18 protein-coding genes and 1 tRNA gene are annotated in these 21,818 nt (G+C 59.9%); 14 read left to right on the top strand and 5 right to left on the bottom strand.

Annotation, left to right across the window (positions count from 1 at the left end; all coding sequences use genetic code 11):
* Window positions 1–11: 11 nt before the first annotated feature.
* Complete coding sequence (aceA, locus tag ASC90_RS20865; protein ID WP_056544613.1) at window positions 12–1,301, bottom strand: isocitrate lyase; 1,290 nt, start codon at window positions 1,299–1,301, stop codon at window positions 12–14.
* Window positions 1,302–1,496: 195 nt separating this feature from the next.
* Here aceA and ASC90_RS20860 point away from each other — a divergent pair, with 195 nt between their 5' ends.
* From ASC90_RS20860 to ASC90_RS20840, 5 genes are all read left to right on the top strand, one after another.
* A complete protein-coding gene (locus tag ASC90_RS20860) occupies window positions 1,497–2,909 on the top strand; it encodes a short-chain fatty acyl-CoA regulator family protein (RefSeq protein ID WP_056544607.1) in 1,413 nt (470 codons plus the stop codon).
* A 125-nt stretch (window positions 2,910–3,034) separates the two neighbouring features.
* A complete protein-coding gene (locus ASC90_RS20855; protein ID WP_056544605.1) occupies window positions 3,035–4,132 on the top strand; it encodes a polyamine ABC transporter substrate-binding protein in 1,098 nt (365 codons plus the stop codon).
* A gap of 94 nt (window positions 4,133–4,226) precedes the next feature.
* On the top strand, window positions 4,227–5,369 hold the full coding sequence (locus ASC90_RS20850; protein ID WP_056544602.1) for an ABC transporter ATP-binding protein: 1,143 nt from the start codon (window positions 4,227–4,229) through the stop codon (window positions 5,367–5,369).
* A gap of 3 nt (window positions 5,370–5,372) precedes the next feature.
* On the top strand, window positions 5,373–6,284 hold the full coding sequence (locus ASC90_RS20845; RefSeq protein ID WP_056544599.1) for an ABC transporter permease subunit: 912 nt from the start codon (window positions 5,373–5,375) through the stop codon (window positions 6,282–6,284).
* Window positions 6,285–6,287: 3 nt separating this feature from the next.
* On the top strand, window positions 6,288–7,106 hold the full coding sequence (locus tag ASC90_RS20840; RefSeq protein WP_056544596.1) for an ABC transporter permease subunit: 819 nt from the start codon (window positions 6,288–6,290) through the stop codon (window positions 7,104–7,106).
* Here ASC90_RS20840 and ASC90_RS20835 read toward each other — a convergent pair whose 3' ends face one another.
* Window positions 7,107–8,987 carry an AsmA-like C-terminal region-containing protein gene (locus ASC90_RS20835; protein ID WP_056544593.1) on the bottom strand — a complete coding sequence of 627 codons (1,881 nt, stop codon included), beginning with the start codon at window positions 8,985–8,987 and terminating at the stop codon, window positions 7,107–7,109.
* A gap of 162 nt (window positions 8,988–9,149) precedes the next feature.
* Between ASC90_RS20835 and ASC90_RS20830 the strand changes: the two genes are divergently transcribed.
* Complete coding sequence (locus ASC90_RS20830; RefSeq protein WP_056544590.1) at window positions 9,150–11,096, top strand: acetoacetate--CoA ligase; 1,947 nt, start codon at window positions 9,150–9,152, stop codon at window positions 11,094–11,096.
* A gap of 40 nt (window positions 11,097–11,136) precedes the next feature.
* Here the strand turns inward: ASC90_RS20830 and ASC90_RS20825 are convergent, their stop codons facing one another.
* Together ASC90_RS20825 and ASC90_RS20820 are read right to left on the bottom strand one after the other, a co-directional pair.
* Window positions 11,137–11,667: a dihydrofolate reductase family protein gene (locus tag ASC90_RS20825; RefSeq protein ID WP_056544588.1), complete on the bottom strand. Its 531-nt coding sequence runs from the start codon at window positions 11,665–11,667 to the stop codon at window positions 11,137–11,139.
* A gap of 286 nt (window positions 11,668–11,953) precedes the next feature.
* Window positions 11,954–15,679 carry a PAS domain-containing sensor histidine kinase gene (locus ASC90_RS20820; protein WP_056544584.1) on the bottom strand — a complete coding sequence of 1,242 codons (3,726 nt, stop codon included), beginning with the start codon at window positions 15,677–15,679 and terminating at the stop codon, window positions 11,954–11,956.
* A gap of 214 nt (window positions 15,680–15,893) precedes the next feature.
* On the opposite strand from ASC90_RS20820, the gene ASC90_RS20815 reads away from it, so the two are divergent.
* Together ASC90_RS20815 and ASC90_RS20810 are read left to right on the top strand one after the other, a co-directional pair.
* Window positions 15,894–16,343 carry a phasin gene (locus ASC90_RS20815; protein WP_056544581.1) on the top strand — a complete coding sequence of 150 codons (450 nt, stop codon included), beginning with the start codon at window positions 15,894–15,896 and terminating at the stop codon, window positions 16,341–16,343.
* A 126-nt stretch (window positions 16,344–16,469) separates the two neighbouring features.
* Window positions 16,470–16,546: transfer RNA gene (locus tag ASC90_RS20810), tRNA-His, on the top strand.
* Between the two features lie 53 nt (window positions 16,547–16,599).
* Here the strand turns inward: ASC90_RS20810 and ASC90_RS20805 are convergent.
* Window positions 16,600–17,355 (bottom strand): SDR family NAD(P)-dependent oxidoreductase, encoded by a 756-nt coding sequence (locus ASC90_RS20805; protein WP_056544578.1) that lies wholly within the window; start codon window positions 17,353–17,355, stop codon window positions 16,600–16,602.
* A 326-nt stretch (window positions 17,356–17,681) separates the two neighbouring features.
* Between ASC90_RS20805 and ASC90_RS20800 the strand changes: the two genes are divergently transcribed.
* From ASC90_RS20800 to ASC90_RS20780, 6 genes are all read left to right on the top strand, one after another.
* On the top strand, window positions 17,682–18,269 hold the full coding sequence (locus ASC90_RS20800; RefSeq protein WP_056544575.1) for a L,D-transpeptidase: 588 nt from the start codon (window positions 17,682–17,684) through the stop codon (window positions 18,267–18,269).
* Between the two features lie 171 nt (window positions 18,270–18,440).
* The gene (locus tag ASC90_RS30085; protein WP_082520003.1) at window positions 18,441–18,572 is read left to right on the top strand and encodes an ABC transporter; all 132 of its coding nucleotides are present in this window, start codon (window positions 18,441–18,443) and stop codon (window positions 18,570–18,572) included.
* A gap of 152 nt (window positions 18,573–18,724) precedes the next feature.
* Window positions 18,725–19,300, top strand: a complete 576-nt coding sequence (locus ASC90_RS20795; RefSeq protein ID WP_056544572.1) for a hypothetical protein — start codon at window positions 18,725–18,727, stop codon at window positions 19,298–19,300.
* A gap of 67 nt (window positions 19,301–19,367) precedes the next feature.
* Window positions 19,368–19,961: a protein-S-isoprenylcysteine O-methyltransferase gene (locus ASC90_RS20790; RefSeq protein WP_056544569.1), complete on the top strand. Its 594-nt coding sequence runs from the start codon at window positions 19,368–19,370 to the stop codon at window positions 19,959–19,961.
* A gap of 10 nt (window positions 19,962–19,971) precedes the next feature.
* Window positions 19,972–20,757, top strand: coding sequence for a hypothetical protein (locus tag ASC90_RS20785; RefSeq protein ID WP_056544991.1), 786 nt, complete (start codon window positions 19,972–19,974; stop codon window positions 20,755–20,757).
* Window positions 20,754–21,629, top strand: a complete 876-nt coding sequence (locus ASC90_RS20780) for an SDR family NAD(P)-dependent oxidoreductase (RefSeq protein WP_056544567.1) — start codon at window positions 20,754–20,756, stop codon at window positions 21,627–21,629. Before ASC90_RS20785 ends, ASC90_RS20780 begins: the two co-directional genes overlap by 4 nt.
* Window positions 21,630–21,818 lie beyond the last annotated feature (189 nt).

Here is a 21,818-nt window from a genome sequence, read left to right as displayed (position 1 = left end):
CCTTGGTTCGGTCACTCTGCTGCTGGTTTGAACTGCGCGTGCTCGGTCGATTCCCTCATCGCGGTCGTCGATGAGCGTCCGCTGGTTATGGCCATCGAAACGGCATCGAAATAGCCTGTGCCGACCTCGCGCTGATGCTTCGTGGCGGTATACCCGTTGACCTCCGCCGCGAATTCGGCCTGCTGCAGTTCGGAATAGGCGGCCATCTGCCGATCCCTGTAGCCGCGGGCCAGCTCGTACATGCCGAAGTTCAGCTGGTGGAAACCCGCGAGCGTGATGAACTGGAACTTGTAGCCCATGGCGCCGAGTTCCCGCTGGAACCTGGCAATCGTCGCCTCGTCCAGGTTTTTCCGCCAGTTGAACGATGGCGAGCAATTGTAGGCGAGCAGCTTGCCCGGATGAACCTTGTGAACGCCTTCGGCAAATCTGCGTGCCTGCTCGAGATCGGGTTTCGACGTTTCGCACCAGATCAGGTCGCAATGAGGCGCATAGGCCACTGCGCGCGCGATGCACGGCTCGAGCCCGCTGCGCACCTGATAGAAACCCTCCACGGTGCGGCCCGCGACGTAGTCGACGAAAGGCTGGTCGCGCTCGTCGATATCCGATGTGAGGAGCTTGGCCGCTTCTGCATCGGTCCGCGCGATGACGAGTGTCGCAACGCCCATGACATCAGCCGCAAGACGGGCCGCGTCCAGGTTGCGAATATGGGCTGCGGTCGGGATCAAAACCTTGCCGCCGAGATGGCCGCACTTCTTCTCCGACGCCAGTTGGTCCTCGAAGTGGACGCCGGCCGCGCCGGCCTCGATGTAACCCTTCATGATCTCGAAGGCGTTGAGCGGCCCGCCGAAGCCCGCCTCCGCATCGGCGACGATCGGCGCGAACCATGTCTCGACCGATAGGCCGTTGTCCTCCGACGTCTCGATCTGATCCGCCCGGTGCAGGGTGCGGTTGATGCGTTTGGCAAGTTCCGGCCCGGCGTTGGCGGGATAAAGCGACTGGTCCGGATACATGGCCGAGGCCGTATTGGAGTCGGCCGCGACCTGCCAGCCCGACAGATAGATTGCCTTCAGTCCTGCACGAACCATCTGCATCGCCTGATTGCCTGAAAGGGCACCGAGCGCGTTGACGAAATCGTCCTCATGCAGGAGCTGCCAGAGCCGTTTCGCCCCCATTTCCGCGATCGAATGGCGAAGCTCGACCGACCCGCGCAACCGCCTGACATCATCGACCGAATAGGGACGTTCGATTCCGTTGAAGCGTCCTGCGGGAATGTCCCGGTGCAGTTTGTAAAAATCTGTCATTCTGTCCTCCTCACAAATTCAGGTGCCAGTTCTGGCTGGTTGACAGGATTTACAAAATGCAGGGGTATGGCCAGCAGGATCTATGCTTTGGCGTGAGCAAACGAGTTACGATGCAATGATATTGACATCGTCGTCTGGTCGGTTGTTAATATTTGTAAATGTCGTGTCTGATGCATTTAGTAAAAGGATTGTCACATGAGGGAGCGAAAGATTTTCGCCGGCCCGAAAGTTCGACGTATTCGCAACGGTCTGGGTGTGACCCAGACCGCCATGGCGGACGCGCTGGCGATATCGCCCTCCTATCTCAACCTGATAGAGCGCAATCAGCGCCCGCTCACCGTACAACTGCTTTTGAAGCTATCTGCCGTCTACAAGGTCGATCTGGAAGAGTTGCGGGACGAGGGCGGCGGCAGCCTCGGTCAGCTGAAGGAGATTTTCGCCGATCCCCTGCTTGCTGGCGAGCTTCCGGGCGACCATGAACTCGTCGAGGTGGCCGAGGCGGCTCCAAATGCCGCGAGCGGCATGGTCAAGCTCTACCGCGCCTACCGCGAGCAAGCCATCCGACTGTCGGACCTGACGTCGCTGACGGCGGGTGCGGGGGAGGTGCCGCTCGCCGGTGCGCGGCTCCCATCCGATGAAGTGCGCGATGTTCTGGAGCGTCGATCCGCCTATTTCCCGAAATTGGAGGAAGCCGCGGAAGCCTTTTCGTCGCGTTTCGCCGAGGCGCGGGATCTTCCGGGCGCATTCAAGGACTGGCTGCGCACAGAGCGCGGCATCGGCGTTCGCGTCCTACCGGTACACGTCATGCCTGACCTGCGCCGCCGCTTCGACCGGCACTCGATGCGGCTCTTCATTTCCGAGCGCCTATCCCAAGCTGATCAGGCCCTTGAAATCGCCTTCGAGGTAGCGGCGCTCGCCCTGCATGATGCGATCGTGGCCGAGCTCGACAGCTTGGCACTGTCGACGCCGGAGGCGACAAGGATCGCTCGCTTCGAGGTTTCCCGCCTCGGGGCGCTGGCGCTCGTCATGCCCTATGGCGTATTCCTCGCTGCGGCTCAGAGCACGCGCTACGACATCGATATCCTCCGTTCGCGGTTCGGCGTGTCTTACGCGCAGGTGGCCAGTCGGCTGGCAATGCTGCAGCGACCCGGGGCGACCGGCATTCCGTTTTTCACGATCGAGATTGACGCCGCGGGCTATCGGCTGCGACGCGCCGGCGGGCAGGGCTTTCCAAGTTCGCGCTTTGGCGGCGCCTGTCCCAAGCTGAACGTCCATGCGGCCTTCCTTCAGCCCGGTCAGATCCTGGCGGAGACGGTGGAGATGCCGGACGGCGGGCGGTTCCTTACGGTCTCGCGCACACTTGATGGTCCAAACGCGCCGTTCGGCGAACGCGTGCGACGTACGGCCATGTTGATTGGTTGCGACGCGGCGCTCGCCGAAAACACCGCCTATGGCCAGGCGGCCGCGGCACAGCCAGCAATATCGGTCGGCCCGGCCTGTCGCCTGTGTGAGCGGCGCGCCTGCCTGTCGCGAGCCGAGCCGCCGGTAACACGTCCGCTGGGGCTCGACGAAATGGTTGCAGGTCTCAGCAGCTTTGACTTCCAATGATAAGTGAAATCATTGAGAGTGCAGGATTTTACGCTTGTCGCCTCCTGAAATCCTTTCTAGTCTGCTGGCAAAACCAGAGGGACAAGCATCCGGCGCGATGCTTGAACATAAAAGCAGGAGATAGAATGAGGTCGAAATTAGGAAGACTTGCAGCCACGGCCGTCGTTGCTGTGTTTGCTGCGGCGCCATCCTTTGCCGCAGATCGCGTGGTCAACATATACAACTGGTCGGACTACATCGATGCTTCCATCCTGGAAGACTTCACCAAGGAAACCGGCATCAAGGTCGTCTACGACACATTCGATTCCAACGAGACAGTAGAAACGAAACTTCTTGCCGGCGGCACCGGCTACGACGTCGTCGTCCCGACAGCCGACTTCCTGCAGCGCCAGATCCAGGCAGGCGTATTCCAGAAGCTCGACAAGTCCAAACTGCCGAACCTTTCCAACATGTGGGATGTGATCCAGCAGCGCACAGCCAGCTATGATCCGGGCAACGAGTATGCTGTTGACTACATGTGGGGAACCGACGGCATCGGCTACAACGTCAAGAAGGTCGCCGAGATCCTCGGGCCGGACGTCAAGCCGGGCCTCGAAGTCATCTTCGATCCGAAGGTCGCGGAAAAATTCAAGGATTGCGGTATTTACGTGCTCGACACGCCGAAGGACGTGATCTCTACGGCGCTGCATTACCTCGGTCTCGACCCGAATTCGACCAAGGCGGAAGACTTCAAGAAGGCCGAGGAGCTGCTGGCCTCGGTTCGTCCATATATCCGCAAGTTCCACTCCTCGGAGTATATCAACGCGCTCGCCAACGGTGACATCTGCATCGCGTTCGGCTATTCGGGGGACGTACTCCAGGCCCGCGATCGCGCCGAGGAAGCGAAGAACGGCGTCGAGGTGAACTACTCGATCCCCTCGCAGGGCGCGCAGATGTGGTTCGACCTGATGGCGGTTCCGGCCGATGCGCCGCATGTCGCCGAGGCTCACGAGTTCATCAACTACATGATGAAGCCGGAAATCATCGCCAAGGCGAGCAACTACGTGTTCTATGCCAACGGCAACAAGGCCTCGCAGCAGTTCGTGGACAAGGAAATCCTCGAGGACCCGGCCATCTATCCGACCGAAGAGGTGATGAAGAAGCTTTTCACCATTTCGCCTTGGGATCCGAAAACGCAGCGCACCGCGACGCGTCTCTGGACGAAGGTCGTGACCGGCCAGTAGTCAATCTCAGGCCCGGACGGCAACGCCCGGGCCTTTTCGTGCGTGCCGATCGCGGGGAACGTTCGGTTCTGAAAATGACTCTTCGGGGAACAATATGAAGTCACTGGGCAATATCCGCCGCTCCTTTGCGCCGTGGACGGATCCGGCGTCGAAGCCGTTTATCTCGTTCAACAACGTCACCAAGCGCTTCGGCGACTTTACCGCCGTCGATGACCTGTCCCTGAATATCTACCACCGCGAGTTCTTCGCACTTCTCGGCGCATCCGGCTGCGGCAAGTCCACCTTGCTGCGCATGCTGGCGGGCTTCGAGCAGCCGACGTCAGGTGAGATCGTCCTCGACGGTGTCGACCTCGCGGGAACCCCGCCCTACAAGCGGCCGGTCAACATGATGTTCCAGTCCTATGCGCTCTTTCCCCACATGACGGTCGAGAAGAATATTGCCTTCGGCCTGCGTCAGGACCGCATGTCGAAGGACGAAATCGCGGAGCGCGTCGCTCAGATGCTCAAGATGGTGAAGCTCGAGAAATTTGCTTCTCGCAAGCCGAACCAGCTCTCCGGCGGTCAGCGGCAGCGTGTGGCACTTGCCCGTTCGCTTGCCAAGCGACCGAAGGTGCTGCTGCTTGACGAACCGCTCGGCGCGCTCGACAAGAAGCTGCGCGAGGAAACACAGTTCGAGCTCATGGACCTGCAGCAGAACCTGGGTCTCACTTTTGTCGTCGTCACCCACGATCAGGAAGAGGCGATGACGATGGCTGACCGGATTGCTGTGATGAGCCACGGCAAGGTTGTTCAGGTTGCAACGCCTGCGGAAATCTACGAAGCGCCCAATTGCCGTTTCGTGGCGGATTTTATTGGCGACGTGAACATCTTCGATGGCAAGGTGGTTGGTGCAAACGACAGCACGGCTGAAATCGCGGTCGATGGCAATTTCTCCATCAGGGTCGTGACACCCGAATTGCCTGTCATGGGCGCGTCGGTCGGCTTTGCCATCCGCCCCGAAAAGCTCAAGGTGACGCGCAAACCACCAGCCAACCCCACCGTGAACGCAGCATCGGGTGAATTGTGGGACATCGGCTATCTCGGCGACATGACGGTTTTCCATGTCAAGCTGAAGAGTGGCAAGGTGGTCAAAGCCTCGTTGATGAACGCGCAGCGCGCGGTCGACGATCCCTTCACCTATGACCAGGAAGTCTGGATCACCTTCGCCGAGGACGCCGGCGTTTTGCTCAAGGATTGAAGCATGGGCAAGCTCGGTTCGGCCGTCTACAGTCGTCTTGTCATCATTGTGCCCTACGTGTGGCTGCTGCTTTTCTTCCTGGCACCTTTTTTTATCGTCTTTCGCATTTCGCTTTCGACAACCGCTGTCGCGATACCGCCCTATGAGCCGGTCTTTTCGCTGACGGGTGGCTGGAGCGATTTTTGGGAGAAGGTATCGACGTTCTCGTTCGAAAACTACGCCTACCTCATCGATGACCCGCTTTACCTGAACGCCTATATATCGAGCGTGGTGATTGCCGGGGTGTCGACTTTCTTCACGTTGCTGATCGCTTATCCAATTGCCTACGGGATGGCTAATGCTCCGCGCACCATTCGACCGACGCTGTTGATGCTGGTGATCCTGCCGTTCTGGACAAGCTTCCTTATCCGCGTCTACGCCTGGATCGCCATCCTGAAGCCCGAAGGGCTGCTGAACCAGGTTCTGCTGTACATGAATGTTATCGATAGCCCACTGATCATCCTGAATACGAACGTCGCGGTCTACATCGGCATTGTCTATTCCTATTTGCCCTTCATGATCCTGCCACTCTATTCATCGCTCGAGAAGATGGACGGGACGCTGATAGAGGCGGCGCAGGATCTCGGTTGCACGCCAATCACCGCCTTCTGGCGAGTGACGTTCCCGTTGTCGCTGCCGGGTGTCGTGGCCGGCTGCATGCTGGTCTTCATCCCGGCCGTCGGCGAGTTCGTCATTCCCGATCTTCTCGGCGGATCGCAGACGCTGATGATCGGCAAGACATTGTGGAACGAGTTCAATGCCAACCGTGACTGGCCGGTCTCCTCGGCAGTGGCGACGATCCTGCTTCTGATTCTGGTGATCCCCATCGTCTTCTTCCAGAACGCGCAAGCCAAAGCCGACGAGCAGGGGAAGTAGATCATGTTGAGATGGACCCGCTTCAATGTAGCTTCCGTAGCTCTCGGCTTCGCTTTCCTTTACCTGCCGATCGTACTTCTCGTCGTGTTCTCCTTCAACGAGTCGAAACTCGTGACCGTCTGGGGCGGTTTTTCGACTAAGTGGTACGCCTCGCTGTTCCACAATCAGGCGCTGCTCGACGCCGCCTGGGTGACGATCCGTGTCGGCTTGCTGTCGGCGACGGCAGCAACGATCCTCGGAACGTTCGCCGCCATCAGCCTTGTGCGCTACACCCGCTTTCGCGGCCGCATGCTGTTTTCGGGGATGGTATATGCACCGCTCGTCATGCCCGAGGTCATTACCGGCCTGTCGCTTTTGCTGCTGTTCGTCGCGATTGGCTTTGACCGCGGGTTCTGGACGATAACACTGGCCCATACCACGCTAACGATGTGTTTCGTGGCGGTCGTCGTGCAGTCGCGTCTGGTAAGCTTTGACCGGTCGATCGAGGAGGCAGCACAGGATCTCGGCGCTCCGCCGGTTCGAACCTTCTTCGAGGTCACGCTGCCGATCATTGCGCCTGCTGTCTTTTCCGGCTGGATTCTGGCTTTCACGCTGTCGTTGGACGACCTCGTGATCGCCAGCTTCACGTCAGGCCCTGGGGCGACGACGCTGCCGATGAAGATCTATAGTCAGGTGCGTCTTGGTGTGACACCGGAAATCAACGCTGTCTGCACCATCCTGATCGGGATCGTAGCGATCGGTGTCATCTGCGCCTCAACGATGACCAAGCGTCGCGAACTGCAGCGCGAGCGTGATGAGCGGGCGGCGGCCAACGCGCCGTAGTTACCTTGTTGCGCCCTGTTGCGTGACGGGCGCGGGGGAAATCACCGGATCCGGCCACGAGCCGCCGACGAAGAATGGCAGCGGCGGAAGACTGTTCGCCTGCGTCGGATCCGTTGCCTCGATCGATCCCGAGAGCGCCAATCCGGCGGATCGGTATGGAATGACGCCGGAGAGCACTAGCGTTTCCCGAGCCCCCTCGATGCGTGCACCGTGCACTTCCGCGGCGCCATCTGCAATATCTGCGGTGAAGTCGAAACGGTCGAAAGCAAAGCCGCTGTGCGACACGGCACTCAGAGGAAAGAAATCGGTCCTTGCCGCCTCTCGTCGAACGGCTTCCGCATCGAAACCCGGAAGAGTACCCGAGGCGGCATGAAAACTGATCCTGCCTGTGACGTCGCTGAGGCTCGCCTTCCACAGGGGTAGAACCGTACGCATCGACAGATCGAGCGATCCGGTGGAAAGCGGTAGCGGTCCCTTGAGTTGCAAGCGCTCGATCAGACCGCCGAAGTCGGCGCCTCGGATCGATAGCTGCAGCCTGCCGCCGCCATCGAAATCGCCCCGCATCGCTTCGAGGTGAGCTGTCAACGTGCCGCCTTCAAACTCGCTGTCGCCGATGTCGAACTTGGCCTCGTTACTCGACACTATGATGCTGGCGCCGACGTCCGACAGTGTGAAAGGATCGACCTGCGCCTGCTTGGCAGAAAGTCTGAGATCGAGGTCGAGTTTCTGAAGCGCGCCGCCAGTCGGCGTTGCGCTGGCTTCGCCGGCCGCAAGGCGCAGTACGAACGCATCGAAGAGGGACCTGAAATTGATCTGGTCGAAAGCAAGCGTTCCACCGAGCTTGGCACGTTTGCCCGGCGGGAAGGACACATCCATCACACCGGTCGCATTCGCCCCGTTCATGCCCAGGCTGACGGTGTTGAAGCGAAACCCGTTTGCAGCCGAGGCGACGTCGGTTTCGATCGAGAAAGCCTTCAGATTTGCGATACCCGGCAAGGATCGATCGGCCCATGTCAGCAATGCGGGCAAGTCAGGAATGTTGAGCGCCAGATTGCCGGAAAGATCGAAGAGCCGCGAGATATTCGCAACTCCCACAAACCGTGCCGTCAAAAGCTTCGATGTCAGCGATGCGGTGAATTCCGCGCTCTTGCCGCCGAAGATCAACAGGGGACTGCGAGATGAGAAATCGAGCTTCAGATCCTGGCCGCTGGTGCGTGCAATCAGCACTGCCGTGATCGGGCTCGAGAGCCGTCTCCAGCTGACATCGGCCATGACACCTTCAAAGCGATAGGTTTTTCCGCTGCCGACGTCCGCGACGTCCAGCGTACCGTCTTCGACCGTGATCGCGCCGATCTTGGCATCCAGATTCTTTTCGAGAACCTGCTTTCCGCCTTCCTCGCGAACCTCCGTGATGGCCTTGGCCAGCAGTCCTTCATTGGTCCAGTCGATCATGCCGCTTGTTTCACGCGTCAGCTGGAGGTTGGGACGGAGGAGATGAAACTCGTGGAAACTCGTGCGGCCCCTGATGGCGTCGATCAGATTGAATTCGGCTGACAGCCCTTCGATCGTGCCAAGCAGCCTTTTGTCGCCGCTCTTCTGGCGAATGGACACCTGGCTGAGCGTAATGCGAGGTGTCGGCCAGAATTCAACCACGGGTCGACCTGCTATTTCGGCCTGGTAACCGGTCCATTTGGACAGCACATCCTCGATGCCGGAACGAACGAGGCTGGTGGAGATCAGGTAGGGGGCCGCGACGCGGAGTGCCACGAAGATGGAGAGTGCAACGAGCAGCACGATTGTCGCAAGTCTGGCAAAGCCGGGCAGCCAGCGGGAAACGGGTCTGATTTTTTTCCGCCACCGCGGTTGTCGAGACGTACCCATGACTTCCGCCACTTTTTTGGCCGCTAGCCGGTTAATGCACTGAAATTCCGGATATATCAAATACCGATCGCTGGCAAATCGATACCGTCCCGGCTGATCCTCCGCATCTTTCTCAGCTGACAAGGCATGATATATAGGCAGGCAAACGGGAGAAAATTTTGAATGCGCGACGATAAACCACTCTGGGTGCCTTCGCGAGCGTCGATCGAGGCAAGTCCGATGTATGCCTTCATGCAGAGGTGCAACCGTGACTTTGGCCTGTCCATGGCGAATTTCCACGATCTGCATGCCTGGTCCGTTGCCAACAGGGAGCAGTTCTGGACACAGGTCTGGGATTTTTGCGCCGTGAGGGGCGAACGCGGCGGCCGTGCGCTGCTGGACGGCGACGTCATGCTCGATGCGCGCTTTTTCCCGGACGCGCGGTTGAACTTCGCCGAGAATTTGCTTTCCGGGAAAGGCGCCGGCGACGCCATAATCTTCCGCGGCGAGGACAAGGTTGTCGACCGGTGGAGCTGGGATCGGCTGCGCAATCTGGTTTCGCGGCTCCAGCAGGCGTTCAAGGCGCAGGGCATCGGTCCCGGCGACCGCATAGCGGCGATGATGCCAAACATGCCGGAAACGGTTGCGCTCATGCTTGCTGCGGCATCGATCGGTGCGGTCTGGTCATCCTGCTCTCCCGATTTCGGCGAGCAGGGCGTACTCGACCGTTTTGGCCAGATCGAGCCCAAACTCTTCATCGCCTGTGACGCTTACTGGTATGGCGGCAAGCTGCAGGACGTGACCGCGAAGGCGGCAACGGTTTCCAAGTCGCTCGGCGTACCCTGCGTGCTGGTCCACTATGCAGGCGAGGCGAAGGTGGGAGAAATGGCTGGCGCCAGGATGCTCGATGATTTCGTCGCGCCTTTTGCTGCTGCACCTTTGGAGTTTGCGCAGCTGCCGTTCTCTCACCCGCTTTACATTCTGTTCTCGTCCGGAACGACAGGCGTTCCGAAATGCATCGTCCACGGCGCCGGCGGCACGTTGTTGCAGCACCTGAAAGAGCACCGCCTGCATTGCGGCCTGCAGGCTGGCGAAAGGCTCTTCTATTTCACCACTTGCGGCTGGATGATGTGGAACTGGCTGGTGAGCGGCCTTGCCGTCGGCGCTACGCTCTGCCTCTTCGATGGCTCCCCGTTTGCACCCGATGGCAATGTGCTCTTCGACTTTGCGCGGGATGAGAAGTTTGCCGTTTTCGGGACGTCCGCGAAATACATCGACGCGGTCCGCAAGAGCGGCCTGACGCCACGGACCAGTCACGATCTATCAAGCCTTCGATTGATGACCTCAACCGGATCGCCGCTGTCACCGGAGGGCTTTGCCTTCGTATACGACGGTATCAAGGACGACGTGCAACTCGCTTCCATCTCGGGAGGTACCGACATCGTATCCTGCTTCGTTCTGGGCAATCCCTTGCAGCCTGTCTGGCGGGGCGAGATCCAGGGAGCAGGTCTCGGTCTCGCGATGGACGTATGGGACGACGAGGGACGGCCCGTTCGGCAAGAGAAGGGTGAACTCGTCTGCACCAAAGCCTTTCCCTCGATGCCGGTAATGTTCTGGAACGACCCGGACGGCGCAAAGTACAAGGCGGCTTACTTCGAGCGCTTCGAGAACATCTGGTGTCACGGCGATTTTGCCGAATGGACTGAACATGGCGGTATCGTTATTCACGGGCGCTCGGATGCGACCCTGAACCCCGGCGGCGTCCGTATAGGGACCGCGGAAATATATAATCAGGTCGAGCAGATGGACGAGGTGGCCGAGGCGCTCTGTATTGGCCAGGAGTGGGACGATGACGTCCGTGTTGTCCTGTTCCTGCGGCTGGCACCGGGCGTCAGCCTGACCGACGAGCTGGTCAAAGCGGTCAAGGCGCGTATCAGAACCGGCGCCTCGCCGCGCCACGTGCCCGCCAAGGTCATCGCGGTCAACGACATTCCACGCACCAAGTCCGGGAAGATCGTCGAACTTGCGGTTCGCGAAATCGTGCACGGCCGACCGGTGAAGAACAAGGAAGCGCTGGCCAACCCCGAGGCGCTGGATCTGTTTGCAGGCCTCGAGGAACTGCGGGCCTGAAACGGATCAGACGGGTCAACGCATCTGCCGAGACACGCGACTAGGCAGGAACGAACGTCAACCGGATCACGTCCTCGCCAACGTGATCGGTGGAAACCAGGCGCAGTGGTGGCCGCGGGCCGGCGAAGAATGGCTTGCCGCGACCAAGCACGACCGGGTGGAAGTAGAGTCGATACTCGTCGATAAGGCCAAGGTCGGTTAGGCTTCCTGCCAGTTCTGGTCCGGAAATCGCGATCTCCCCAACGAGCCGGGCCTTCAGGCCACCTATCACTGCCTCGATGTCATCATCGACAAGTGTGGCGTTGGGGCCGACTGACTTCGACGAGCGTGATACCACCCACTTCGGTTGGCGCCGCCACGCCGCCGCGAACTCGCGATGCTCCGCACTCCACTCAGGACGGTCTTCGTCCCAATAACGCATGATCTCGTACATGCCGCGACCGTACACACTTCCCGTCAGGTCGCGCACCTGATCTATCCAGTGACGAAAGAGCGTAGGCCCAGGCGCAAATTCCAGGTGGTCGACGTAGCCGTCCAGAGACTGGTTCATTCCAAAGACGAGCTTCGCCATGCCGCAAAATCTCCACCGCAGGGGTCCGAATATAGCTTGAGGCGACAGCGCGCAAAAGCTGCAAGTCGCTAAAACCTTAAGCAAACTGCGATCTTTCACCTCGGAGAGATTAGCGGCTTCGGCAACTTTTCGTTAAGAAACCTTCGTCAAAGGTGAACGTGACTTGGGGCTGCATATGAACGAGGCAGCTTGGGGCGCGCCCTGCTCCATGGAACATGATGTTAGACCGACTACGCCCTTGTTGAACAGCACCCCAATTTTCAGGCAGCCTCTTGGCTGCCTTTTTTTAACCGGCCAGGACCCGCTGCGACGGAAAGGTGATCTCGACAAGGGTGCCTTCGTTCGGTGCCGAACTGATGGCGAAGATGGCACGGTTGGCGTCGACCATCGCCTTCGTCAGTGGCAGGCCCAGGCCGGTGCCGTCACCACGGTGGCGCGACTGGGTCGCGACCTGGCGGAACGGCTTCATTGCCTGATCGAGCTCGCTTCGCGTCATGCCGATGCCGGTGTCGCGCACCCGAACGACGACGCAGCCATTCGCCTCGTAGGAGGTCGACACAACGATCTGGCCGCCCGACGGCGTGAACCGGATGGCGTTCGAAAGGATATTCAAGGCGATCTGCTTGATCGAACGCAGGTCGGCGACGACCTCCGGCACTGCCTGCGAAAGCGCGGTGCGGATGATGACGCGCTGGCTGTTTGCCTGCGGCTGGAGCAGCGCCACCGCTTCCGAAATCGCTTCGTTCAAGCCGATGGCGTCGAAATCGAGCTCCATCTCGCCGGCTTCGATCTTCGATATGTCGAGCAGATCGTTGACGATATCGAGGACATGGCGTCCGGAGCGGCCGATGTCGTTGGCGTACTCGACGTATCGGGGGTGGCCGATCGGGCCGAAGCGCTCGGTCGCCATCATGTCGGAGAAGCCGATGATTGCGTTGAGCGGCGTGCGGATCTCGTGGCTGACGCGAGCCAGGAAGTCGGTCTTGTGTTCATTGGCGGTCTCGGCGGCGCTCTTGGCACTGCGCAGTTCATCCTCGGTGCGCTTCCACTGCGTGATGTCGCGGATGACCGCGCAGTAGCCGCTCGAGGAGGTGAGCAGGCCCATCGTCATGAACAGTGGCACGAAGCCCCCCGCAGCTTCGCGGCCGATAACCTCGCGGCCGTCGTTCAGCACACTTGCGACACCGTGGCCGGAAAGGCCGTTGAGATAGTCGAGCACCGCCTTCTGGCTCTCATGCGCGAACAGCATGACGAAGGGCTTCCCGCGTGTATCTTCCTCATCATAGTTGAAGAGCGCACTTGCCGAGCGGTTCATCGAGCGGATGTCGCCCTCCGCGCCGATGACGACGACGCCGTCGGTTGCGGTTTCCAGGATGGACCGCAACTCCTCCACCTCGATCTGCAGTTTGGCAACCTTCTCGATCATTCGGTCGGTGGATCGAGGCTCCGCGGGTGCTGCGGCAGGTGCCGGAACGACCACGGCACTGCCGGCAGGCATCAACGCGAGCATCAACGCAGTCGAGTCCCCCCAGCGTATGGATTGCAGCCGTGCCGTCACCGGGACCAGTTTGTCGTCGACAGTCACAAGCATCATTGAACCGGAATGGCCTGCTTTTTCCTGCAAATCGCGCCGCTGCAGCAAGGCATCGATGCCGCCGACCTCGCTCAGGGCCTCCAATGTTTCATAGCCCGTCAAACGCATGAATTCCGGGTTGGCATGGATCAACTGATCGCCGGCGTGGATGAGCACGGCAACGGGAAGCTGGTCGATCATTTCGGCAGAAAGCCCGTCGGTCATCTTCACGCGCGGCGGGATGAAGCTCGCAAGCATCTCCATCTGGCTCACGGTCTCCTCGAGACCTTCGGTAACCTCGTCGTCGCCCGTTTCCAGTTCTCTCGCCGCAACCGGTTCGCCTGTAGGCGTCGCCTCTACCTGCGTTTCCTCGTGTTCCGCCGAACCGTCCGCCAAGCGGCCGTGCGCCTCGTCTGCGGCCGGTGGCTCAACGAGCGGAGCTATCTCTTCGCGCACTTGATGCTTGGCCGGTTCGGTCTCGCGCACGCCAAACGCTTCCAGGCGCTTGGCAATCTCGCGGAAATTCGCCTGTTCAGCGGAGGTGAGAGTCGGGCCGGCCCCGTGAAGCTGCACGATCTTGTCGGTCAATCGGCGACTTGGATCATCGACAATCCGCAAGGCCGGCGGTTGGAGCGCTTTGGGACCTTCCAAAGCCGCCTCGGCCACACCGGCGCTCTCGGGGTCCTTCGCCGCGTCTTCCGCTGTCGCGGGCTCATCCGGCCCCGTCTCGGGGGGTATTGAAGCCTCTGCTGCTGGCGTCTCCGGTTCAACTAGTTCGGTGGTATTTACCTCGGCATGATCGACTGGCTGGTCGAGCCCGACGAGATCGTGGCCAATGCCGTCCGGCCCAAACGTCAACCCAAGTGCCAATGGATCTTCGGCTGCATCTGAAAAGCGTACGACGCCGAATCCGCGAAACCCGTCGAACTCCCGACTTCTCGTGTAGGTCGGCAGCGCCGCGAGGTCGACCGGCACGGCAAGGCTGGTTCCCTCGATGGGCCACTGGATCGTCTTGCCGGACCACGTGTCGCGGCGCGCAAGCGCCTCGGCAATCTTGCCTTCCGGATCGAGATTGAACAGCGCCGAAATATCGCTGAATGCGGAACCGACGACATTTGAAGCGTGTGGCCCTACCGCTTCGGCGAATTCGTTGGACACTTCGCTGAACCGTCCCTGTGCGTCTATCTTCCAAACGAAGCGCGTCGCGCGACTGTTGGGATTGAAGACGAAGGCAGGTGCGGCGGATGCGGCACCCATCTCGATATCGGTCGAGGATGCGCCGGTGCCATTTGTTTCGGTCTCCGCAGCGGCTTCTTCGGCGCCGCCTTCATCGATAGGCTGCTCTTCATTCGCGGGGACCTCATTCGTGGTCAGCGTGGCCGCGGAGTCGTCGACTTCTGGCTGCGGCACTTGCGCGTCCCCAGGCAAATCCTCTCCAGTGGCGACCCCGGTATCCACGACGTTCGCGTCAACCGTGGCAGGCAGGTCATCGGCGGGGTCGATGTTTTCCGGCACGGGCTCTGCTGGCATGGCCGCCTCGGCGTCTGCATGCATGGTCGGCTCGGCACTTGCCGCCACTTCCGTCGACCGCTCAGGGTCATGAGGGCCGTCGGCGTGAGCGTTTTCCTCGGGTGCCTCCTCGATCTCCTCGATGCCGGCCACCGCATCGATCATTTCGACGAAAGTCGACGAGGTTGCGACCTGATCATGGTTAACGGTGGCTGTGGATAAATCCGGTTCGGAGGCTACGGGATCCATCGGATCGAGATGCCCGATGACGGTTTCGACGGCGAAAAGAAGGTTGAGCGCCGGTTCTTCGCTGATTCGGCCGACGGCGGCCGGGAGGTAGCCCTTACCGGTCGCGACCGGCCGCTTGATCAGCCGGTCGGCATGATCGCCGGCGAGAGCGGTCATCGTCATCGCGGTCTGCTGGGTAACGCCGAGCGAAGCAAAGCCCGAGGAAGCGGCGATGATTTCGCCGTTTGCGCCGATAACCGCCATATGGGTGTCGGGATCCTCGAGCCCCCTCAGCATCTGCTCGGCGGACGCCTTGATGGAAAGTGGGTTGGTCGCGACGGGCAGGGAGGCAAGCACCGCCCGCTCGCCGGAGGAGAGACGGATCAGTTCGACCGTTGCCTGGGCGGGCACGCGCTGGAAGCCACGCACGATGCGGACCGTGAAATTGCGCCGGTCGCCGACACCGGCAAGCTGGCTGGCCGTGGTTTGGAGCTGCCGAAACGTGATGTCGGACTTGCTTATGCCTTGGTCCAGAAGATCATAGACCACCGATTGCCCGAAAAGTTCGGCGCCGGCGCCGTTCGCCCAGAGCGCACGCGAAAGGTCCGCGGAAAACAGCACCATCGCCTCGCCATGCGAAAAACGCTCCCGTACACGGGGGTGCACCGCGATATCGATGAATGGATACTGGACTGCTGGCATGATCGAACCTTCAGTTTCGGTCACTGTCGAATTAACAAACTATTAATAACGATAGCCCTGAATGGGGTCCAGCGCAGCGCCAGGCTTTCGGCCGGAAAGGTTAACGCGTTGTGCGACGCACAAATATGTTGCAATGCACAATAAGTTTGTCTATATGATATTCATCTAACCTATGAGGCTATCACCGATGCCCAGGCAACAGGAGCGCAGACAAGTGGCTAACATAAAAATGGACGACGTCTTTTCAATGTCCTCATTCGACCCGTCGAAGTTCTCCGAATCGTTCCGCGACTTTGCCGAAAAGGGCGCGCTGCAGTCGCGCGAAGCCTACGCGAAGATGAAGAGCGCCGGTGAAGAAGCTGGCAAGACTCTGGAGACGACCGTCCAGACGGCGCAGGCAGGGGCTGTCGAGATCGGCCACAAGGCTATCGAGGCTCTGCGCACGAATGCCGAGAACTCGCTGACGCACATGGAAGCGCTACTCGCCGTCAAGTCGGTCGCCGAACTCGTCGAACTGCAGACCACTTTCCTGCGCAAGCAGGTCGAGTTGACCATCGAGCAGGCGAAGTCGATGCAGGAGACCTCGAAGCAGGTTGCCGAGAAGCTTGCAAAGCCTTCCAAGGAAGCCGCCGAAAAGGTCATGGCGTCGTTCAAGGCTGCCTGATCCTAGCGAATGAGATCAAAAAGGCTGGACCATTCGTCCGGCCTTTTTGTATATTGAGGGGAGATAGGACTTGAATTAATTTTCAAGTCCTCGTATGTGACCCCCGTCGCGTCAGACGCGATTTGTGCGGTTGTAGCTCAGTTGGTTAGAGCGCAGGTTTGTGGCACCTGAGGTCGGAGGTTCGAGACCCCCCAACCGTACCATTTCTTCCTCCCAGATATTCGGGTGATATCCACGCTCAGGTGGCGTTGCGCCGTCAGTGCGCGGTGTAGGCGCCGTCCACCGGATGATAGCTTCCGGTGACAAAGCTCGCTTGATCGGACAACAGGAAGCATACGACAGACGCAACCTCTTCCGGTTTGCCGCGCCTGCCCATCGGCTGCAGCGCGGTCATCCGGCGGCTGTTTGTCAGCTCCGAATGTTCCGTCAGGAGCGGTGTGTCGATCCAGCCTGGGCCGACGACATTTATGCGCACCCCGAATCTCGCATATTCGATCGCCGCCGTTTTCGTCAGCCCCACGACCGCGTGCTTGGCTGCGGTATAGGCCGATACGGTCGGCAGACCGACGCATCCCAGCACGGACGAAATGTTGACGATGGAGCCGCCGCCGGCTTTCACCATCGCGGCGATTTCGTACTTCATGCAATAGAAGACGCCATTGAGGTTGACGTCCATCACCTTGTGCCAGCCGTCGAGCGGGTAATCCGCGGTCGCTCTTCGAGGACCGTCGACGCCGGCATTGTTGACGGCCAGATGCAGGCCGCCGCACTCGTCCACGGCGAACCGGATCAGTTTTTCCACCGCACTGGCATCGGTGACATCGACCACGAAGTCACTGGCCTTGCCTCCGTCCGCACGGATTTCCGCCGTGATCTTCTTGGCAGAGGTCCCATCGATATCAGCGATGACGACCTTGGCCCCCTGATTCGCGAGTTGTCGTGCAATGGCCTCGCCTATCCCCGAGCCCGCGCCCGTTACGATCGCGACCTTCCCTTCGAAGCCCAGCTTCATCGAGTCATTCCTTCTTACCCCTATCGTGATCCAATCGAGCAGAGGCGAATGGTTCATGCAAGAGGGTTGATAGATCGGAGAAATGGCGCCCACCACGATATCGGCAAGACCCGCCCTGCTTGTTTGGTACCGTTGCCCGATGTCGTACTGGTTGTGACGGTCTGTCCGCGCACCGCGGGGCGCAGGAGAGCAGGCACGGCGCGCAGAGTAACGGCACAGCGCGAATGCAGGTGCAAAGCGACCAACTTTGTAATCTCGAGACTTGGCCGGGGGGGCTTTGGATGTTAAACACGGCAGCAGGGCTTACTGATCTTTAGCGGGTGAAAATGGACAATAACGGAATTACGCGCCGGGGGATCGTCCTGTCCGGTCTTGCTTTGCTGGCGTCCGGGTGTACTACGCCGAGGTGGCCGTTCGAAACCCCATACTACGCCGAGGGGACGCGGCTAAATCCACGATATCGACGACGTGAGGTCGTGTACAACGGCGACGAGCCTCTGGGCACCATCGTCGTCAACACGGCCGAGCGTTCCCTATATCTTGTCGAGCCGGCTGGCATGGCGACGCGCTATGCCGTGGCTGTCGGTGAAGAGGGATTGACCCTGAAGGGCAGGGCGACCATCGGCCGAAAGGCGGAGTGGCCGTCATGGACGCCCACAGCCAGCATGATCGAGCGTAAGCCGCGTTTGGCCGAGTATGCGGGCGGTGTGCCGGGCGGCCCCAACAATCCGCTGGGCGCGGCTGCGCTTTACCTGTATCGGGGAAGTCAGGATACCTATTTTCGCCTGCATGGCACAAATGAGCCATGGTTGATCGGCCAGGCCGTCTCCAACGGCTGCATTCGCCTGACGAACGAGGACATCGTGCATCTCTATAGCCGCGTTCCCATCGGAACGCCCGTATTGGTCGTATAATACTTACATTTTGTGCCGACAGCGGCACTGTCTGTTAGGCATTGCAACATGCCCGGGGCAGGCTGGAAGCCAGTGTGTCCTTTCTGCACTTGGCTTGCGAGTATTTTGCCGCTATTAGTAGATTCGTTGCCTTCGATAACCTATTCCGTGCTTAAAGGAGAGGACTACTTGATGAGCAGAATTCTAATTCTATCCGTTGTTGCCTTGTTTTCCGTCGCGAGCCTGAGTTCGTGCGCCGGCGTTGGCAAAGGCAAAGGTAAAGCTCCGCCGCCAATGGCGGAACCTGCACCTATCACGAAGTAACAGCTGGCACTCAGCTTGGGGAAGGGCCAGTCGCTGGCCCTTCCCCATTACTTGTCCGGGCTAGACCGGCCTTGCAGCTTGCTGTTGGTTTGAATGCGGTTGTAAGTTTGTCCGTTCTGCGCTCATTCGAGCTCGGGAGATTGCTCTTGCGGATGACGCCTACTAAGAGCCGCCTGTCACTATTTGTATTGTTCACGCTCGCGTTAACTTCCTGTCAGACGGATGATAAACCGCCACAACCGCGCTTCGTATCAGATGCCAGCGGCGCGCAGCTCAAGACATCCGAAGCCAATCGCTACTTCATCGAATTTCGCTCCCGTTATGCGCTGACCTACGGTCATACCTATGCTGTTTTTGGTCGTTTGGACAAAGGCGGCGGCATGATCAATCCAGAGGTTGCGGGTCTCGCCCCGGCCTCCGCTGATCCCGGACCGTACGTGATCGGCCACTTTGTGCCCGTGCCGGCTTCGACCGGCGCAACCGACGGTGATTTGGAAGAGGCCTACAGATCAGCCAGCTGGCGCGTGCTGCTGACCGAGGCTGAATACCGCGAGACAGTCGCTTATATACGGAAGCTGCAGGCCAAATCGAAATTCTGGGAAGCGTCGATATACAACTGCAACGCTTTTGTAGCGGACATCGCACGCTCCATGGGATATAAGACTCCCAGTATTTGGCTAAGGCCGCAACAGTTCATCACGAAGCTTCGAGAGATGAATACGGGATAAGCGCGATCAGGTGTGTTATTCTTGGTATATTCGATCGCAGATTGCAGAAAGGTCCCGGTGAGTTGAAGTGAATGTCTCTGTAGGTGCTGCGGGTCAGATTGCGTGGGTGCTGGGCATCATCGCCTGGTACATTATTCGCTACCCCTTCGAGCGCCGGGCCAAGCGCGTTCGCGTCGTCACCGATCGGCGTTCTGGCGTAGAGGTATTCGGGCTTGCGACGGCCCTCTTCGGCCTCGCTGCCGTTCCCGGTTTTTACGTGGCGACCGGCATCCCGAGATGGGCGGACTACGAAGCCCATGTTTGGGCCGTGGTGCTCGGGGCGCTTTGTTTCTTCGCGGCAATGTGGGTCTTTCGCAGGACTCACAAGGAGCTCGGCAGGAACTGGTCCATCTCGCTGCAGATCCGCGACCAGCACGAGCTGGTCAGCGGCGGGCCATACGCTCTCGTGCGTCACCCGATGTATACCTCGTTCCTGCTCATGGGCGTTGGCCAGGCTTTCCTTCTGGCGAACTGGGTCGTGGGGCTTGCCGGACTGCTGGGCTTCGCGGTGCTTTTCTTCCTGCGGGTGGACAAGGAAGAGCGCATGATGCTGGAGGTCTTCGGTCCTCGCTACCGCGAGTATATGGACAGGACCAAGCGTATTATACCGTATCTTTATTAGGGGTGGCATGATGAAGGGCCGAGCGATCAGGCTTTCGCCGTCACGGCGCCTCGTTGGCGACCTGATGAGGTTCTCGATCGGTGTTCCGCGCGTCACCGTGCAGCGGCAGATGAACCTGGACGCGCTATTGAGGACCAGAGCCGCGCTGGAGGAAAGACCATCCTGGACGGTGCTTTTCCTGAAGGGCTACGCACTTCTCTCGGCGGAAACGCCTGAACTGCGGCGTGCTTACGTGAAGTGGCCGAGGCGGCAGCTGTACGAATATCCGGAAAGTGTGGCGTCCATCGCCCATGAGCGCGAGCTCGACGGCGAGCGCGTGGTATTGCTGACGACGATCAGGTGCCCCGAGGAGCAGTCCATTCCTGATTTGGGCGCCTCGATCCATGCGGCAAGATCGAGTCCGGTGCTGGAGGTGAAGCAGTTCCGGCGCGCCTTGAAAATTGCCCGCGCACCGGGGCCCGTCAGGTGGCTGTTGATGTGGCTTGGGCTGAATATCGGGCGACAGCGCGCACGGTTTTTCGGAACCTTTCAGCTCTCGGTCTATTCCGGCCTCGGTGCTGAATCGCTCAATCCCCTCACGCCCCTGACAACCCTCCTGAACTACGGGCCGATCGATGAGAATGGGTTGGTGACGGTGCGCATACACTACGATCACCGGGTAATGGATGGCGCCAATGTCGCGCGGGCGCTGGAGCGCTTCGAAATCATATTGAACAATCAGGTTGCAGCGGAGGTTGGGGACCTTTCCCGCCCCGAATCTGGACACGGCAAGGCGATATCCGGGACTGCGATATGATCCAGCAAAGCGACTTTCAGCCGGCCGTTGTCGTCGTGGGCGCATCGCGCGGGATCGGATTGGCAATTGCGGAGGTTGCGTCGAAGGAACTGGGTGCTGTCGTTCTGGTCGCTCGCTCGGCGGAAGGGCTGGCGGTTGCGGCCGCCAAGGTGCGGGCGGCGGGCGGCCAGCCGTACACGTTCGAGTTGGATCTCCAGACCGCCGACGCAGCGGCCCTCCTGGAAGGCTACCTTTCCGAAAACAGCTTGTTTTGCGACGTCCTGGTCAACAGTGCCGGCTATGGTTTGCGCGGTGCAGCCGTTGCCCTGTCGCATGGCGATCAACTCGGCATGGTTGATCTCAACATCCGCGTCCTGACAGATCTGACGCTTCGCTTCCTCCCGGGCATGGTCGCGCGCCGGCGTGGCGGCGTGCTCAATCTGAGCTCGATAGCCAGCTTCACTCCCGGCCCCTACATGGCCTTGTACTATGCCAGCAAGGGTTTCGTGCGATCGTTTTCCGAGGCGCTTCACTACGAACTGCGCCGCTCCAGCGTCACTGTCACCTGTGTCGCGCCAGGGCCGGTGGCGACGGAGTTCCTGGAAAAGTCCGGGGCCAACCGGGCAGCGCTGTTCAAAATTCTACCGAAGCTTGAGCCGGAATATGTCGCTGAACGTGCATGGCAAGGATTTCGGTCCGGTCGCCGCCTCGTGGTGCCGGGAATCTCGGCGAAGCTGGCAGCACTCGTCGCGGCTGTGTTGCCGTCCGCGGTGATGCTGCGATTGATCGGTCGATTGCAGTTCCGCAGCGGCGATCCATGTCCCTGCGGTTCGGGCCAGACATTCAAGCAATGTTGCGGCAGCCGTCACGCAAAGGTGCCGAGTCCGTCATGAGCAAAATTTACGGTGCAAAGCGGGCCTGGATGGAGTTGGTCGACTCAACCGAAAAATGGCAGCAGTTGGGCGGCAGATGCGCCAGGTGGCAGCGAAAGCGTTAGTATTGAAGGTCGAATTGTGGCGATTCCACCGGTTTTTGAGCACATTCGACCGACCAGAAATTTCGCTTTAAACACAATGATCAAG

The sequence above is a fragment of the Rhizobium sp. Root1220 genome, assembly GCF_001426265.1.
GTDB lineage: Bacteria > Pseudomonadota > Alphaproteobacteria > Rhizobiales > Rhizobiaceae > Rhizobium.
The sequence above is the reverse complement of the archived record's forward strand: the minus strand, read 5'-3'. Positions and strand labels throughout refer to the sequence as shown.